The sequence below is a fragment of the Maribellus sp. YY47 genome, assembly GCF_023111095.1.
Lineage (GTDB): Bacteria > Bacteroidota > Bacteroidia > Bacteroidales > Prolixibacteraceae > Draconibacterium.
The window spans coordinates 49,493-62,926 of record NZ_JALGYW010000011.1; the positions used below are offsets into that span (position 1 = coordinate 49,493).

23 protein-coding genes and 1 pseudogene are annotated in these 13,434 nt (G+C 41.9%); 1 reads left to right on the forward strand and 23 read right to left on the reverse strand.

Annotated elements, in window-relative coordinates; genetic code table 11:
• The first annotated feature begins 15 nt into the window (after nt 1-15).
• Complete coding sequence (locus tag MR764_RS10645; protein WP_247979400.1) at nt 16-1,287, forward strand: replication-associated recombination protein A; 1,272 nt, start codon at nt 16-18, stop codon at nt 1,285-1,287.
• A gap of 79 nt (nt 1,288-1,366) precedes the next feature.
• Here the strand turns inward: MR764_RS10645 and MR764_RS10650 are convergent, their stop codons facing one another.
• From MR764_RS10650 to rplP, 23 genes and pseudogenes are all read right to left on the reverse strand, one after another.
• Complete coding sequence (locus MR764_RS10650; RefSeq protein ID WP_247979401.1) at nt 1,367-2,365, reverse strand: TIM barrel protein; 999 nt, start codon at nt 2,363-2,365, stop codon at nt 1,367-1,369.
• A 251-nt stretch (nt 2,366-2,616) separates the two neighbouring features.
• Nucleotides 2,617-3,324 (reverse strand): OmpA family protein, encoded by a 708-nt coding sequence (locus MR764_RS10655; protein WP_247979402.1) that lies wholly within the window; start codon nt 3,322-3,324, stop codon nt 2,617-2,619.
• Between the two features lie 388 nt (nt 3,325-3,712).
• Nucleotides 3,713-4,063, reverse strand: a pseudogene (gene rplQ, locus MR764_RS10660) (50S ribosomal protein L17); the annotation flags it as partial.
• Between the two features lie 6 nt (nt 4,064-4,069).
• On the reverse strand, nt 4,070-5,062 hold the full coding sequence (locus MR764_RS10665; protein WP_247979403.1) for a DNA-directed RNA polymerase subunit alpha: 993 nt from the start codon (nt 5,060-5,062) through the stop codon (nt 4,070-4,072).
• 20 nt (nt 5,063-5,082) lie between these two features.
• The gene (gene rpsD / locus MR764_RS10670; protein ID WP_247979404.1) at nt 5,083-5,691 is read right to left on the reverse strand and encodes a 30S ribosomal protein S4; all 609 of its coding nucleotides are present in this window, start codon (nt 5,689-5,691) and stop codon (nt 5,083-5,085) included.
• Between the two features lie 18 nt (nt 5,692-5,709).
• A complete protein-coding gene (gene rpsK / locus MR764_RS10675) occupies nt 5,710-6,099 on the reverse strand; it encodes a 30S ribosomal protein S11 (RefSeq protein ID WP_247979405.1) in 390 nt (129 codons plus the stop codon).
• A gap of 12 nt (nt 6,100-6,111) precedes the next feature.
• Complete coding sequence (gene rpsM / locus MR764_RS10680) at nt 6,112-6,489, reverse strand: 30S ribosomal protein S13 (protein WP_247979406.1); 378 nt, start codon at nt 6,487-6,489, stop codon at nt 6,112-6,114.
• A gap of 23 nt (nt 6,490-6,512) precedes the next feature.
• Nucleotides 6,513-6,635, reverse strand: a complete 123-nt coding sequence (gene rpmJ / locus MR764_RS10685) for a 50S ribosomal protein L36 (protein WP_247979512.1) — start codon at nt 6,633-6,635, stop codon at nt 6,513-6,515.
• Between the two features lie 104 nt (nt 6,636-6,739).
• Entirely contained in the window at nt 6,740-6,961 is a 222-nt protein-coding gene (gene infA, locus MR764_RS10690; protein WP_247979407.1) for a translation initiation factor IF-1, read from the reverse strand.
• A gap of 58 nt (nt 6,962-7,019) precedes the next feature.
• Nucleotides 7,020-8,348 carry a preprotein translocase subunit SecY gene (gene secY, locus MR764_RS10695; protein WP_247979408.1) on the reverse strand — a complete coding sequence of 443 codons (1,329 nt, stop codon included), beginning with the start codon at nt 8,346-8,348 and terminating at the stop codon, nt 7,020-7,022.
• 6 nt (nt 8,349-8,354) lie between these two features.
• Complete coding sequence (gene rplO / locus MR764_RS10700; RefSeq protein ID WP_247979409.1) at nt 8,355-8,801, reverse strand: 50S ribosomal protein L15; 447 nt, start codon at nt 8,799-8,801, stop codon at nt 8,355-8,357.
• A 73-nt stretch (nt 8,802-8,874) separates the two neighbouring features.
• Complete coding sequence (gene rpmD, locus MR764_RS10705) at nt 8,875-9,057, reverse strand: 50S ribosomal protein L30 (protein WP_247979410.1); 183 nt, start codon at nt 9,055-9,057, stop codon at nt 8,875-8,877.
• A gap of 6 nt (nt 9,058-9,063) precedes the next feature.
• The gene (rpsE, locus tag MR764_RS10710) at nt 9,064-9,579 is read right to left on the reverse strand and encodes a 30S ribosomal protein S5 (protein ID WP_247979411.1); all 516 of its coding nucleotides are present in this window, start codon (nt 9,577-9,579) and stop codon (nt 9,064-9,066) included.
• 6 nt (nt 9,580-9,585) lie between these two features.
• Entirely contained in the window at nt 9,586-9,942 is a 357-nt protein-coding gene (gene rplR, locus MR764_RS10715; protein ID WP_247979412.1) for a 50S ribosomal protein L18, read from the reverse strand.
• A 21-nt stretch (nt 9,943-9,963) separates the two neighbouring features.
• Entirely contained in the window at nt 9,964-10,524 is a 561-nt protein-coding gene (rplF, locus tag MR764_RS10720) for a 50S ribosomal protein L6 (protein ID WP_247979413.1), read from the reverse strand.
• A gap of 15 nt (nt 10,525-10,539) precedes the next feature.
• The gene (gene rpsH, locus MR764_RS10725) at nt 10,540-10,947 is read right to left on the reverse strand and encodes a 30S ribosomal protein S8 (RefSeq protein ID WP_247979414.1); all 408 of its coding nucleotides are present in this window, start codon (nt 10,945-10,947) and stop codon (nt 10,540-10,542) included.
• A gap of 19 nt (nt 10,948-10,966) precedes the next feature.
• Entirely contained in the window at nt 10,967-11,236 is a 270-nt protein-coding gene (gene rpsN, locus MR764_RS10730; RefSeq protein ID WP_119439703.1) for a 30S ribosomal protein S14, read from the reverse strand.
• 3 nt (nt 11,237-11,239) lie between these two features.
• Entirely contained in the window at nt 11,240-11,797 is a 558-nt protein-coding gene (rplE, locus tag MR764_RS10735; protein ID WP_247979415.1) for a 50S ribosomal protein L5, read from the reverse strand.
• Nucleotides 11,797-12,120, reverse strand: a complete 324-nt coding sequence (gene rplX, locus MR764_RS10740) for a 50S ribosomal protein L24 (RefSeq protein ID WP_247979416.1) — start codon at nt 12,118-12,120, stop codon at nt 11,797-11,799. Before rplX ends, rplE begins: the two co-directional genes overlap by 1 nt.
• Before the next feature lie 17 nt (nt 12,121-12,137).
• The gene (rplN, locus tag MR764_RS10745; RefSeq protein ID WP_119439700.1) at nt 12,138-12,503 is read right to left on the reverse strand and encodes a 50S ribosomal protein L14; all 366 of its coding nucleotides are present in this window, start codon (nt 12,501-12,503) and stop codon (nt 12,138-12,140) included.
• Between the two features lie 2 nt (nt 12,504-12,505).
• Nucleotides 12,506-12,772: a 30S ribosomal protein S17 gene (gene rpsQ / locus MR764_RS10750; protein ID WP_119439699.1), complete on the reverse strand. Its 267-nt coding sequence runs from the start codon at nt 12,770-12,772 to the stop codon at nt 12,506-12,508.
• A gap of 6 nt (nt 12,773-12,778) precedes the next feature.
• Nucleotides 12,779-12,982 (reverse strand): 50S ribosomal protein L29, encoded by a 204-nt coding sequence (gene rpmC, locus MR764_RS10755; protein WP_247979417.1) that lies wholly within the window; start codon nt 12,980-12,982, stop codon nt 12,779-12,781.
• 13 nt (nt 12,983-12,995) lie between these two features.
• Entirely contained in the window at nt 12,996-13,418 is a 423-nt protein-coding gene (gene rplP, locus MR764_RS10760) for a 50S ribosomal protein L16 (protein ID WP_247979418.1), read from the reverse strand.
• Nucleotides 13,419-13,434: the final 16 nt, after the last annotated feature.

Genomic DNA, 13,434 nt, shown 5'->3' on the forward strand with positions numbered 1-13,434 from the left:
AAAAAATCCGGAACAATGAGCAATCAACCACTTGCAGAACGCCTTCGCCCGCGCACGCTCGACGATTACATCGGGCAGGAGCATTTAGTGGGGAAAGGTGCGGTTTTGCGAAAGATGATTGAATCCGGGAACATTACTTCACTGATTTTGTGGGGACCTCCCGGAGTTGGAAAAACAACCCTGGCACGCATTATTGCCAATACACTCGATCGTCCGTTTTTCACTTTAAGTGCGATCAACTCGGGCGTAAAAGACATTCGGGAGGTGATTGAGAAAGCAAAAAAACAACAATTTTTTAGCCGCCCTAATCCGATCCTGTTTATCGACGAGATCCACCGTTTTAGCAAGTCACAGCAGGATTCACTTTTAGGCGCAGTTGAAGACGGAACCATTACACTGGTGGGTGCAACCACCGAAAATCCCTCGTTCGAGGTCATTTCTCCCCTGCTTTCGCGTTGTCAGGTGTACATTCTGAATCACCTTGATAAGGAAGCGCTTCTGAATATTATCGCGCAGGCAATAAAAAAAGACAGTGTTCTGAAAGAAAAAAAGATCACGCTGGAAGAAGATCAGGCGATGTTGCGTTTCTCGGGAGGAGATGCCCGGAAACTGTTGAATGTTCTGGAACTGGTGGTGATGGGAGAAGAAGGCAACGATATTACAATCACCGATAAAAAAGTAACTGACCGTTTGCAAAAGAACCTGGCGATTTACGACAAGCAGGGAGAAATGCATTACGACATTATTTCAGCCTTTATAAAAAGCATCAGGGGAGGCGATCCCGATGCCGCGGTGTACTGGCTGGCCCGGATGCTCGAAGGTGGCGAGGACATAAAATTTATCGCCCGTCGTTTGCTGATACTTTCAGCTGAAGATGTAGGACTTGCCAATCCCAATGCCCTGTTGCTGGCACAAAGCACTTTTGATGCGGTTCACAAGATAGGGAATCCGGAGGCCCGGATTATCCTTTCGGAATGCGTGATATACCTGGCTACTTCGCCCAAAAGCAATTCGGCCTACGAAGCCATTGATGCGGCTATTGCGACAGTCAGAAGAACAGGGAACCTCGCGGTGCCGCTACATATTCGAAACGCACCAACCAAGTTGATGAAGGAAATTGGTTACGGGAAAGATTACAAATACGCTCATGCCTACGATGGCAATTTTGTAGAGCAGGACTTTTTGCCCAAAGAAGTTAAATCGGAACGTTTTTATCATCCGCAACAAAATGCCTCGGAAGTGAAAATCCTGGAGCGTTTAAGAAAATGGTGGGGAAAACGGTTTTAGTCCTTTGTCATTAGCCATCGGTCACTGATCATTAGTTGAAAATTCCAAATGACCAGTGACAAATGACCGATGATGGCTTTTAAACCAAAATATTCTTACAATATTCAACACATTTTATAATTTCTTGCTGTGCATCAGAGCCCTCCGGAATTTTATATTCCAGCTCAATATCGGCATAAATAGGCCATTTATTCTTTTTGATCAGTCCCAGAATATCTGCCAGCGGCGTATCGCCTTCTCCCCACGGACGATTGGTGTTCGAAGGTTCCGCATTTTTAGCTGTTTTATCTTTTAAATGAATGCTGTAAATCCGGTCGTGCAATTTTTCGATAAGCTCGTTAGGATGTTTCCCGGTTGAACCGAAATAGTGGCCCACGTCCAGATTCAATTTATTCGCCGGTGAATGCGCCAGAAAATCTTCGAAGTTAAAACCGGGTTGTTCTCCCGGCTGAGAATGGTTGTGATAAGCAGCGACCATACCGTGTTTTTCGGCAAACTTTCCTAATCTTCTGCAAGCTTGGTCGCCAATCTCGTTGGTAACAGCGCCGGCACCCAATACTTTAGCAGCTTTAAACGCATAATCGGTTTCTTCGTCGCTCCAATTGGCAGGAGAGAATTTTACGGTATGGATATGAATACCTGCCTCGTCGAACATCTTCTTCAACTCTTTGTACTTTTCAAAGTCACACGATGTCCGCCATTCTTTTTGCTTTTCGGCAGCTTCCTGGCGAGCTAGCAGGTAAGCTTCCGCAGCAGCGGCCTCTTCTTCTTCGGTTTGTCCATCTTTCCTCGGCGGGATTGGAGGACCTGGAGGCAGGCCGGCAAATTCTTCCGCTACAGGGCCCATTAACTCCAGCGAAGTAATATTGCCCTGTTTACAGTAGTTGATAATATCCTGCGCAGTGCTTGGCATGCTTCGCCAACTATAGGTGATTACTCCAATGTGAACACCACCAAAGGTCGATCCCGAATCGACAGGACTGCATGCAGCCAGCGGAGCAAAGGCCAGGGCAGTAGCTCCGGCAGCAGTGGCCCGAATAAAATTCCTCCGTGAAATGGAATGATTTTTCTGAGTCATACGTTATGGTTTACTTGATTTAAGTGATTTAAAATTAACAGAATTAATTGGAATTGAGAAACGCGAACATTGTTACCTTCACATTGAATAATAATTTATCCTCTTACGCCAAAGCTCAAAAAGAAAAGCTCCCCTTACATCCTTAATTCCCACGATGCAGTTTTAAATGCCCGATGCGTGTGTCTAATAAATGGAAACAAAAAAATCCCGGATGATTCACCCGGGATTCGTGTATTTGATATAACAATCTGCTAGTTCAAATTTCCTTGTTCTGCCTGCTGAATCATTTGTTCGTTGGCCGTAATATAAATTTCAACACGACGATTTTGGGCTCTGCCTGCTGCTGTAGAGTTGTCGGCAACGGGTTCGTCGTAGGCTTTTCCTTCGGTTGTCAAACGACTTCCGCTTACGCCTTTACCAATCAGGAATTTCGATACCGATTCTGCACGTTCATTCGATAGTTTCTCATTAATCTCGCGTGAACCTGTGTTGTCAGTATGACCGTAAATGGTTACATCGGTTTGCGGATTCGACACCAAAGAAGCGGCAAATTTAGTAAGCGCTTGTTTCGATGTTTCGCTCAGCAAACTTTTTCCGGTTGCAAATAAAATACCGCTATCAAAGGTTACTTTAATGGCTTGCAGGTTATTTGCATCGGTTACTGATTCCACCTGTGCTCCTTCAATGGCTTCCAATTCGGCTTGTTGCTTATCCATTTTTTTTCCGATAAGAACACCGGCACCGGCACCTACTGCACCGCCTACGGCAGCACCTATCGCAGCACCCTTTCCTTTTCCGGCAATGGCTCCAATAGCAGCACCCAAAGCAGCGCCTCCGGTTCCGCCCAGAACTCCGCCTTTTGTGGTGTTACTTCTCTCTGCCCATTTTGTTCCTGAACAGCCGGCGAACATTAACGTGCCGCACAATAAAAAAATCAGGAAATAATTCATTGTTTTCATATGTATTTCAATTTTGAGGTATTAAAACTTAAGTGTAAAGATATAACGAGCGTTGATATATTGTATTTCCATTTTAGTTAAATAAAGAAAATGACGATGACTTTGTTCATCCAGAACAAAAAAAAACCGGCTTGTCAAACGACAAACCGGTCTTCTGTATTGTTCAAGAAATACTCTATTCTTCTTTCTTTTCTTCAGCTGAGTCTGCGCTTTCCTCTGCTTTTGGTTCCTCAACAACTGGTGTTTCAGCTACCTTTGCTTTGGGTGTTTCAACTTTAGTTTCAGCTACAGGAACAGTAGTTTCCGCTTTTTTGCTTCCACTCCGACGCGAACGACGTTTTTTACCTTTTCCTGCTTCTTCTTTACCAGCCATCATCAGTTCGTTGAAATCAACCAACTCCATGATACACATTTCAGCGTTATCACCTATGCGGTTTCCTGTTTTCAGGATTCGGGTATAACCTCCAGGACGATCGGCAACTTTAGCAGCTACTTCTCTGAATAATTCAGTAACGGCTTCCTTACTCTGCAGATAGCTAAATACTACCCTGCGAGAATGAGTTGTGTCGTCTTTTGCTTTGGTAATCAATGGCTCAACATACATACGCAAAGCTTTCGCTTTTGCAACAGTAGTTGTAATTCTCTTATGCTCGATAAGAGAACTAGCCATGTTTGCCAACATCGCTTTACGATGTGCTGATTTACGGCCTAAATGATTAAATTTCTTATTATGTCTCATTGCTTGTTACTCCTTATCAAGTTTATACTTGGAAATATCCATTCCAAAGTTCAGACCCATGTTATCCAGGAGGTCATCCAATTCCGTTAACGATTTCTTTCCGAAGTTTCTGAATTTCAACAAGTCGTTGCGGTTATAGGTAACCAGGTCGCCTAATGTATCAACATCGGCAGCTTTCAAACAGTTCAATGCACGAACTGAAAGATCCATATCAACAAGTTTAGTTTTCAGCAACTGACGCATGTGCAGTACTTCTTCATCAAACTCTTCGTTTGCAAATTTCTCATCCGTGTCAAGAGTGATCTTTTCGTCTGAGAAAAGCATGAAGTGATAAATCAGAATTTTAGCTGCTTCTTTTAATGCGTCTTTTGGGTGGATAGAACCGTCGGTAGCGATGTCTAAAACCAGCTTTTCATAGTCGGTTTTTTGTTCAACACGGTAGTTTTCAACAGCGTATTTCACGTTTTTAATCGGTGTGAAAATTGAATCGATCGGAATCAATCCAAATTCTTCTTCCACCGGTTTGTTTTCCACCCCGGGAACATAACCACGACCTTTGTTAATGGTTATCTCCATCTGGATTTTTACATCAGGTTCCATTCTGCAAATTACAAGTCCCGGGTTTAACACACGGAAACCAGTCATAAATTTGTTGATGTCGCCTGCAGTAAGTTGTTCCTGTCCGGTAACCGATATAGAAACTTTTTCACTGTCAAAGTCTTCTACTTCGTTTTTAAAACGAACCTGTTTCAGATTAAGGATAATCTCAGTTACATCTTCAATAACTCCTTTAATCGTAGAAAACTCATGGTCAACACCTTCAATTTTAACAGTTGTAATTGCATAGCCTTCCAACGACGATAAAAGGATTCGACGCAGCGCATTACCTACCGTAATACCGTACCCAGGTTCTAAGGGACGAAACTCGAATTTGCCGACTTTGTCGTCGGACTCTAACATTATCACCTTGTCAGGCTTCTGGAATGCTAATATTGCCATAATAACTTTAGTAAAATTTATTATTTTGAATACAACTCTACGATCAGTTGTTCTTTGATGTTTTCTGGAATTTCTTCGCGTTCCGGACGGTTCAGAAATTTACCGGCCAATTTTTCTCCATCCCACTCCAACCATTCGTATTGTGAACTTCTACGCGAATGCAATGAGTCAGTAATTGCTTCCAACGATTTTGATTTTTCACGGACACCAATAACGTCGCCCGGTTTAACCAAATAAGATGGAATGTTTACTACGTTTCCGTTTACAGTTATGTGTCGGTGCGAAACAAACTGACGAGCAGCAGCTCTTGTTTTTGCAATACCCATACGGAAAACAACGTTATCCAATCTTGATTCAAGTAACTGCAGCAATACTTCACCGGTTACACCTTTAGAAGCTTGTGCTTTTTTGAACAAAGAGCGGAACTGTCTTTCCAGTATACCATAGGTATATTTTGCTTTTTGTTTTTCCTTTAACTGTAAGCCGTATTCAGAAGTTTTTCTTCTTTTTGCAGCCAAACCATGCATTCCGGGAGGATAGTTTTTGTGCTCAAAAACTTTATCCGGTCCGAAGATTGGTTCGCCGAATTTACGGGCGATTTTAGATTTTGGTCCTCTATATCTTGCCATTTCCTTTTCGTTTTAAAATTAAACTCTACGTCTTTTAGGAGGCCTGCAACCATTGTGTGGAAGCGGTGTAACATCTACAATCTCGGTTACCTGGATACCTATAGTAGCCAGTGCACGGATAGCAGATTCACGACCGTTACCAGGTCCTTTAACGAACACCTTAACTTTACGAAGTCCAAGGTCATAAGCAGTTTTTGCACACTCTTCAGAAGCAACCTGAGCTGCATAGGGAGTGTTCTTTTTAGAACCACGGAATCCTTTTTTACCAGCTGACGACCAGGAAATAACTTCCCCGTTCATATTAGTCAGCGTAACAATGATATTGTTGAAAGACGAGTGGACATGAGCCATACCATTGGCTTCAACCACCACCGTTCTCTTTCTACTTGTTCCTGTTTTTTTTGCCATAACTCAAATTCCTTATTTAGTGGCCATTTTTTTGTTCGCAACAGTTTTACGCTTTCCTTTGCGGGTACGAGCGTTGTTCTTGGTGCTCTGTCCGCGTACCGGTAAACCGATACGGTGACGAATACCGCGGTAACAACCGATGTCCATCAAACGTTTGATGTTCATCTGGATCTCAGAACGCAATTCTCCCTCTACTTTGAAGCTATTGCCAATAACTGTACGAATAGCAGCCAGCTGATCATCGTTCCATTCCTGTACCTTCATGTCTTTATCCACTCCGGCTTCTTCAAGAATCAGACTTGCCCTGCTACGGCCAATACCATAAATATAGGTAAGGGCAACCTCACCTCTTTTATTATTTGGAATATCAACACCTACAATACGTGCCATAAATTTAATTTTTACAGATTAATTTACCCTTGACGTTGTTTAAACTTCGGGTTCTTTTTATTAATCACATACAAACGTCCTTTCCTGCGGATAATTTTGCAGTCGTCGCTACGTTTTTTTACTGAAACACGAGTTTTCATTTTAATTGTTGTTTTAAATTTTTAGGTATCTGATGTCCCGCACATTTCTGACGGGATAACTCACCTCTCCGTTTTTACGCGGACGTGACTCGTTTCAACTAATATACACTCTAATTTTTATATCTGAATGTTATTCTGCCTTTTGTCAGATCGTAAGGAGACATTTCGACTTTCACTTTATCCCCGGGCAAAATTTTAATATAATGCATTCTCATTTTTCCTGAAATATGCCCCGTTATTACGTGGCCATTTTCAAGTTCAACGCGAAACATCGCGTTCGACAATGCTTCTATAATTGTTCCATCTTGTTCTATGGAAGATTGTTTTGCCATAAAAAATCCTAATTACAAATTTTTGGTTAAAGTTCTTTTCTAACTCTCATTACTGTTTTTACATTCCCATCCCCGGACGGCCCTTAATACGTCCTGATTTCATCAGTCCGTCGTAGTGACGCATCAACAGGTGACTTTCAATCTGCTGTAAGGTATCCAGTACAACACCTACCAAAATCAACAACGAAGTTCCGCCGTAAAAATAGGCGAACTGCTGGCTGATTCCCATCATCATGGCAAAAGCTGGAAGAATAGTTACAAATCCCAGGAAAATAGATCCCGGCAATGTAATCCTACTCATCACTGTATCCAAGAATTCAACGGTTTTCTTACCTGGTTTAACACCCGGAATAAACCCGCCGTTTTTCTTCATATCCTCGGCCATTTGGGTAGGGTTAATAGTAATAGCGGTGTAAAAATACGTAAAAGCTACCACTAATAAAAATTGAATAAAATTGTACCAAAACCCTGTGATGTTTGATAACGCAGCCGCGACACCACGCAGATTTTCAGAGTTAGCAACGCCAACAATGGTGATCGGCACCATCATGATTGCCTGAGCAAAAATGATAGGCATAACACCTGCAGCATTAACTTTTAATGGAATGTACTGACGTACACCACCGTATTGTTTGTTACCTACAATCCGTTTAGCGTATTGAACCGGAATCCTGCGGGTTCCCTGAACCAGCGCGATAGATGCCATGAATACAATAAACAGGATAACAAACTCTACCAGGAACATTACTAAACCGCCACCGGTAAAACGTTGTGTAAATTCTTGCACAACGGCCATCGGCAACCGCGCAATAATACCAATCATAATGATCAGCGAAATACCATTACCAATACCTTTATCGGTAATGCGTTCGCCTAACCAAAGAACAAACATCGAACCCGCTGTAAGAATCACAATGGATGGGGCATTAAACCAAAGCCCTTTCATTGCGAAAGCCGTGTCGGGCAACTGCATGTGAAGATTGGTAAGATACGCCGATGCCTGAGGAATCAGAATCAACACGGTTAAATAGCGTGTAATCTGATTGATTTTCCTCCTTCCTGACTCTCCCTCTTTCTGCAACCTCTGGAAATAGGGAACGGCGATACCCAGTAACTGGATAACGATTGAGGCAGAAATATATGGCATAATACCCAAAGCAAAAACTGAAGCCTGTGCAAAGGCACCTCCCGAGAACATGTTGATTAAGCCCAGCAAGCCATCTGAAGTTTGATGCTGCAGATTTTCTAACTGAGCCGGATCAATTCCGGGCAACGAAACAAAGGAGCCTAGCCTGTAAATTAACAGGAAGAACAGCGTTGTTCCAATTCTGAACCTTAAGTCTTCAATCTTATAAATATTCTTTAGGGTCTCGATGAATCGTTTCATTACGGTTTAAAGTATTTCAATGGTTCCTTCTAGTTTTTCTATTGCCTCTTTCGCGCTTTTTGAAAATGCTTCGGCTTTAACGGTTAGTTTTTTAGTTAAAGTTCCGCCGCCAAGAATTTTGATCTTGTCGTTTTTCGACGCGATACCTGCTTCAATTAAGGCTTGTTTGTCGATAACAGTTAGGTTATTTTTTACTGACAGGTTTTCTACAACATCAAGGTTGATTGCTTTGTATTCAACACGGTTGATGTTTTTAAAACCCGATTTAGGAACAACGCGCTGCAAAGGCATTTGTCCACCTTCGAAACCGATCTTCCTTGAATAACCTGAACGCGATTTGGCACCTTTATGACCACGTGTGGATGTTCCGCCACGTCCTGATCCTTGTCCTCTACCAATGCGTTTCGACTGTTTAGTCGCACCTTCAGCAGGCTGTAAGTTATTTAAATTCATAATGTATTATGATTAAATTGTTTCTTTCAACAATTGGAACAAGGCCTAACGGCCTGTTCCAACGTTTGAAATATTACTTAACTTCTTCAACACTTATTAAATGTCTCAATTTGTTAACCATGCCAACAATTTGAGGTGTAGCTTCGTGTTCAACCGGTACGTTGAGTTTTTTCAATCCCAATGCAGCGAGTGTCGCCTTTTGGCGTTTTGTTGAACCGATACTGCTTTTTACTTGTGTAATTTTTACCTTAGCCATAACGTGTTATCCTTTAAAAACTTTTTCTAATGAAACACCTCTGTGTTGGGCTACTGTATATGCATCCCTCATTTCCTCCAAAGCAGCCATAGTTGCTTTTACCAGGTTGTGAGGGTTAGAAGAGCCTTTTGACTTAGCCAGGATATCGTGGATACCAACGCTTTCAAGTACTGCGCGCATCGCACCACCGGCTTTTACTCCGGTACCCGATGAAGCAGGTTTCAGTAATACGTTAGCGCCACCAAACTTGGCTGTTTGTTCGTGAGGAATTGTTCCGTTGATTACCGGAATTTTCACGAGGTTCTTTTTAGCTGCATCTACACCTTTAGCAATAGCAGTTGTTACTTCGCTTGCTTTACCAAGGCCCCATCCTACGATACCTTTTTCGTCGCCCACTACAACAATGGCAGAGAAACTGAATGTACGTCCACCTTTTGTTACTTTGGTTACACGATTAATGGCTACTAACCTGTCTTTTAATTCCAGGTCGCTTGTTTTTACTTTGTTTACTACTTTCGCCATGATATCTTAGAATTTAAGGCCGCCTTCGCGGGCAGCGTCAGCTAATTGTTTAACTCTTCCGTGGTATAAATAACCATTTCTATCGAACACAACTTCTGTGATACCAGCTGCCAATGCTTTTTCAGCTACTGCTTTACCAACCAATGCAGCTTTTTCAGTCTTCGTTCCTGCTGCAGCAATAATTGCTTTGTCAGATGAAGATGCAGCACATAAAGTTGTTCCTTGTACATCGTCGATCAGTTGAGCGTAAATCTGCTTGTTGCTTCTGAAAACACTCAATCTAGGACGTTCTGCTGTGCCGGAAACAACTGTACGTACGCGGCTTTTTATTCTTGCTCGCCTTTGAACTTTTGTTAATGCCATAATAATTAATCTTTTTAGATATTATTTTTTCCCGGCTGCTTTACCAGCTTTACGCCTTAATACTTCGCCTACAAACTTAATACCTTTTCCTTTGTATGGTTCAGGCTTACGGAAGGATCTGATTTTTGCAGCAACCTGTCCAATCAATTGTTTGTCGTGACTTTTCAGAATCACGATTGGGTTACTACGTTTATCCGATACAGCTTCGACTTTCACTTCAGAAGGAATCTGGATGTAAGTATGGTGAGCGTATCCCAACACGAGGTCGAGTACGTTATCAGACATCATTTCGGCACGATATCCAACCCCAACTAGTTCGAGTTTTAATTCGTATCCTTTTGAAACACCTTCCACCATATTATTCACCAGGGCGCGGTATAGTCCATGCATCGACTTTTCACGTTTTGCATCGCTGACTCTTTTCACATTGACGTGTCCGTCTTCGACGGCAACTTCAATCGCTGGGTCAACATTTTGTACCAATTCTCCCAGAGGTCCTTTAACGCTTACAACGTTATCGCTGCTAACTTTAACTTCTACTCCGGAAGGAATTGTAATGGGTAATTTACCTATTCTTGACATGACCGTTCCTCCTTATTAATATACGTAACATAAAACTTCTCCACCTACATTCAGCTCACGGGCTTCTTTATCGGTGATAACACCTTTTGAAGTAGAGATAATTGCTATGCCTAAACCATTTAGTACGCGTGGAATATTTGTGCTGTCACAATATTGACGCAAACCTGGTTTACTAACGCGTTCTAACGCTTTAATTGCAGATACTTTTGTTTCAGGATTGTATTTTAATGCAATCTTAATGTTTCCCTGGTAACCTACTTCGTCTTCAAATTTGTAGTTCAGGATATAACCTTTGTCTTTCAACAATTTTGTCATTTCCTTTTTGATGTTTGAAGCTGGAATATCTACCACACGGTGTTTAGCCATGATTGCATTTCTTACCCTTGTCAGATAATCTGCTATTGGATCTGTTACTTTACTCATTTCTTAAGTTTTTTAACGATTACCAACTTGCCTTTTTAACTCCGGGGATTAAGCCGTTAGAGGCCATTTCCCTAAAATCAATCCTGCTGATACCGAATTGGCGCATGTATCCTTTTGGACGTCCTGTAAGTTTGCAACGGTTGTGCAAACGAATTTTTGACGAATTTTTAGGCAGTTTCTGCAAACCAACATAGTCGCCTTCCTCTTTCAGCCTGGCACGTTTTTCGGCATATTTCTCAACTAATTTTGCACGTTTCACTTCGCGTGCTTTCATTGATTCCTTAGCCATTGCTTAGTTCTTTTTTACGTTTTTAAATGGTAAACCTAATTCTTTCAACAAAGCAAAACCTTCTTCGTCGGTATTTGCAGAAGTGACAAAGGTAATATTCATTCCGTTGATCTTGCTTACTTTGTCAAGCACGATCTCAGGGAAAATAATCTGTTCCGGAACACCTAAAGTGTAGTTACCCTGACCGTCCATTTTGCTTTCAATTCCTTTGAAGTCGCGGATACGTGGCAGGGCCACAGCGATCAAACGATCAAGGAATTCATACATTTGGTTACGACGCAAGGTTACGCGAACACCAATAGGCATTTTCTTTCTCAATTTGAAATTGGAGATGTCCTTTTTTGACAAGGTTAGTACGGCTTTCTGACCGGCAATTTTTGTCATTTCGGTTTGAGCTACATCAATCAGCTTTTTATCGGCGATTGCTGCTCCAACACCCTGGTTAAGAACTATTTTTTCCAATTTCGGAACCTGCATTACAGAAGAGTAATCGAACTCTTTCTTTAAAGCAGGTACAACTTCTTCCTGATATTTCTTTTTAAGAGTTGGTACGTAAGCCATTACTTAATCTCCTCTCCTGATTTTTTCGAAATACGAACTAATTTACCATCGTCATTCAATTTCCTTCCCACACGCGTTGGTTGTCCCGATTTAGGATCGACCAACATAAGGTTGGAAATATGCACTGGTGCTTCCTGCTCAATAATACCACCCTGCGGCGCTTTCGCGTTCGGTTTGGTATGTTTCTTGATCATATTTACACCTTCTACAATTGCTCTGTCGGTTTTACGGTTTACTTCCAGCACGCGACCTTTACGGCCTTTATCGTTGCCGGTGTTCACCACCACAGTGTCACCTTTTTTTATGTGTAACTTTTTCTGCATTTTGAGCTTTTTTCTAATTACAGTACTTCAGGTGCGAGTGAAACAATTTTCATATTCTTCTCGCGCAATTCACGTGCAATTGGCCCGAAAATACGTGTTCCACGCATCTCGCCGGCGTTGTTTAACAGTACTACTGCGTTATCGTCGAAACGGATGTAAGATCCATCCTGGCGACGAATTTCCTTTTTAGTACGTACAACAATTGCTTTCGACACAGTACCTTTTTTGATACCGCCGTTTGGCAATGCACTTTTCACAGTAACCACTACCGTGTCGCCTACAGAAGCATAGCGTTTCCTTGTACCGCCTAATACACGGATACAAAGAACTTCTTTTGCGCCACTGTTATCGGCTACCGAACATCTTGATTCTTGTTGTATCATGATTACTTCGCTCTTTCAATTACTTCAACTACTCGCCAGCATTTGGTTTTGCTTAAAGGACGTGTTTCCATAATCCTTACCACATCACCTACATGGCAATCATTTTTCTCATCATGGACATGGAATTTGGTCGTTTTATTAACGAACTTACCATAGATCGGGTGCTTCACTTTACGTTTTTCAGCAACCACAATCGATTTGTCCATCTTATCACTGACAACGATCCCGATTCTCTCTTTCCTGAGATTTCTTGATTTATTTTCTTCCATCGTTGATTAATTCTGATTTTCGTTTAACTCTCTTTCGCGAAGAACAGTTTTTAACCGGGCAATTGTCTGCTTGTTTTCTCTAATTTTAGTAGTGTTTTCAAGCGGAGAAACTGCGTGGGTAAGTCTCAGGCGAACCAAGGTTTCCTTTTCGGTCTGTAACCTTTCGACGATCTCTTTGGTCGTCAATTCTTTGATTTCAGTAATTTTCATGATTCACCAAATTTTATTCTTCAACATAATCACGTCTAACCACAAACTTTGTCTTTACCGGAAGTTTCTGAGCTGCCAATCTTAAAGCTTCTTTTGCCATTTCGAATGGCACGCCTTCTGCTTCAATGATTATGCGACCCGGAGAAACCGGAGCAACAAATGCCTCAGGAGCACCTTTACCTTTACCCATACGTACTTCCGCTGGTTTTTTGGTAATAGGTTTATCGGGGAAAATTCTGATCCATATTTGACCACGACGTTGCATATGACGAGTAACCGCAACCCTCGCCGCTTCAATTTGGCGACCGGTAATCCAAGTCTCTTCCAACGACTTTATTCCAAATGAACCAAATGCTAACTCAGTACCGCGTTGTGCGTTACCTTTCATTCGGCCCTTCTGTACTCTTCTAAATTTTACTTTTTTCGGCTGTAACATTCTTTTTCAGATTGTG

Coding starts and splice junctions, on each gene's coding strand:
- MR764_RS10645 (WP_247979400.1), top strand. CDS start 16: ATGAGCAATCAACCACTTGCAGAACGCCTTCGCCCGCGCACGCTCGAC.
- MR764_RS10650 (WP_247979401.1), bottom strand. CDS start 2,365: ATGACTCAGAAAAATCATTCCATTTCACGGAGGAATTTTATTCGGGCC.
- MR764_RS10655 (WP_247979402.1), bottom strand. CDS start 3,324: ATGAAAACAATGAATTATTTCCTGATTTTTTTATTGTGCGGCACGTTA.
- MR764_RS10665 (WP_247979403.1), bottom strand. CDS start 5,062: ATGGCAATATTAGCATTCCAGAAGCCTGACAAGGTGATAATGTTAGAG.
- rpsD (WP_247979404.1), bottom strand. CDS start 5,691: ATGGCAAGATATAGAGGACCAAAATCTAAAATCGCCCGTAAATTCGGC.
- rpsK (WP_247979405.1), bottom strand. CDS start 6,099: ATGGCAAAAAAAACAGGAACAAGTAGAAAGAGAACGGTGGTGGTTGAA.
- rpsM (WP_247979406.1), bottom strand. CDS start 6,489: ATGGCACGTATTGTAGGTGTTGATATTCCAAATAATAAAAGAGGTGAG.
- infA (WP_247979407.1), bottom strand. CDS start 6,961: ATGGCAAAACAATCTTCCATAGAACAAGATGGAACAATTATAGAAGCA.
- secY (WP_247979408.1), bottom strand. CDS start 8,348: ATGAAACGATTCATCGAGACCCTAAAGAATATTTATAAGATTGAAGAC.
- rplO (WP_247979409.1), bottom strand. CDS start 8,801: ATGAATTTAAATAACTTACAGCCTGCTGAAGGTGCGACTAAACAGTCG.
- rpmD (WP_247979410.1), bottom strand. CDS start 9,057: ATGGCTAAGGTAAAAATTACACAAGTAAAAAGCAGTATCGGTTCAACA.
- rpsE (WP_247979411.1), bottom strand. CDS start 9,579: ATGGCGAAAGTAGTAAACAAAGTAAAAACAAGCGACCTGGAATTAAAA.
- rplR (WP_247979412.1), bottom strand. CDS start 9,942: ATGGCATTAACAAAAGTTCAAAGGCGAGCAAGAATAAAAAGCCGCGTA.
- rplF (WP_247979413.1), bottom strand. CDS start 10,524: ATGTCAAGAATAGGTAAATTACCCATTACAATTCCTTCCGGAGTAGAA.
- rpsH (WP_247979414.1), bottom strand. CDS start 10,947: ATGAGTAAAGTAACAGATCCAATAGCAGATTATCTGACAAGGGTAAGA.
- rpsN (WP_119439703.1), bottom strand. CDS start 11,236: ATGGCTAAGGAATCAATGAAAGCACGCGAAGTGAAACGTGCAAAATTA.
- rplE (WP_247979415.1), bottom strand. CDS start 11,797: ATGGCTTACGTACCAACTCTTAAAAAGAAATATCAGGAAGAAGTTGTA.
- rplX (WP_247979416.1), bottom strand. CDS start 12,120: ATGCAGAAAAAGTTACACATAAAAAAAGGTGACACTGTGGTGGTGAAC.
- rplN (WP_119439700.1), bottom strand. CDS start 12,503: ATGATACAACAAGAATCAAGATGTTCGGTAGCCGATAACAGTGGCGCA.
- rpsQ (WP_119439699.1), bottom strand. CDS start 12,772: ATGGAAGAAAATAAATCAAGAAATCTCAGGAAAGAGAGAATCGGGATC.
- rpmC (WP_247979417.1), bottom strand. CDS start 12,982: ATGAAAATTACTGAAATCAAAGAATTGACGACCAAAGAGATCGTCGAA.
- rplP (WP_247979418.1), bottom strand. CDS start 13,418: ATGTTACAGCCGAAAAAAGTAAAATTTAGAAGAGTACAGAAGGGCCGA.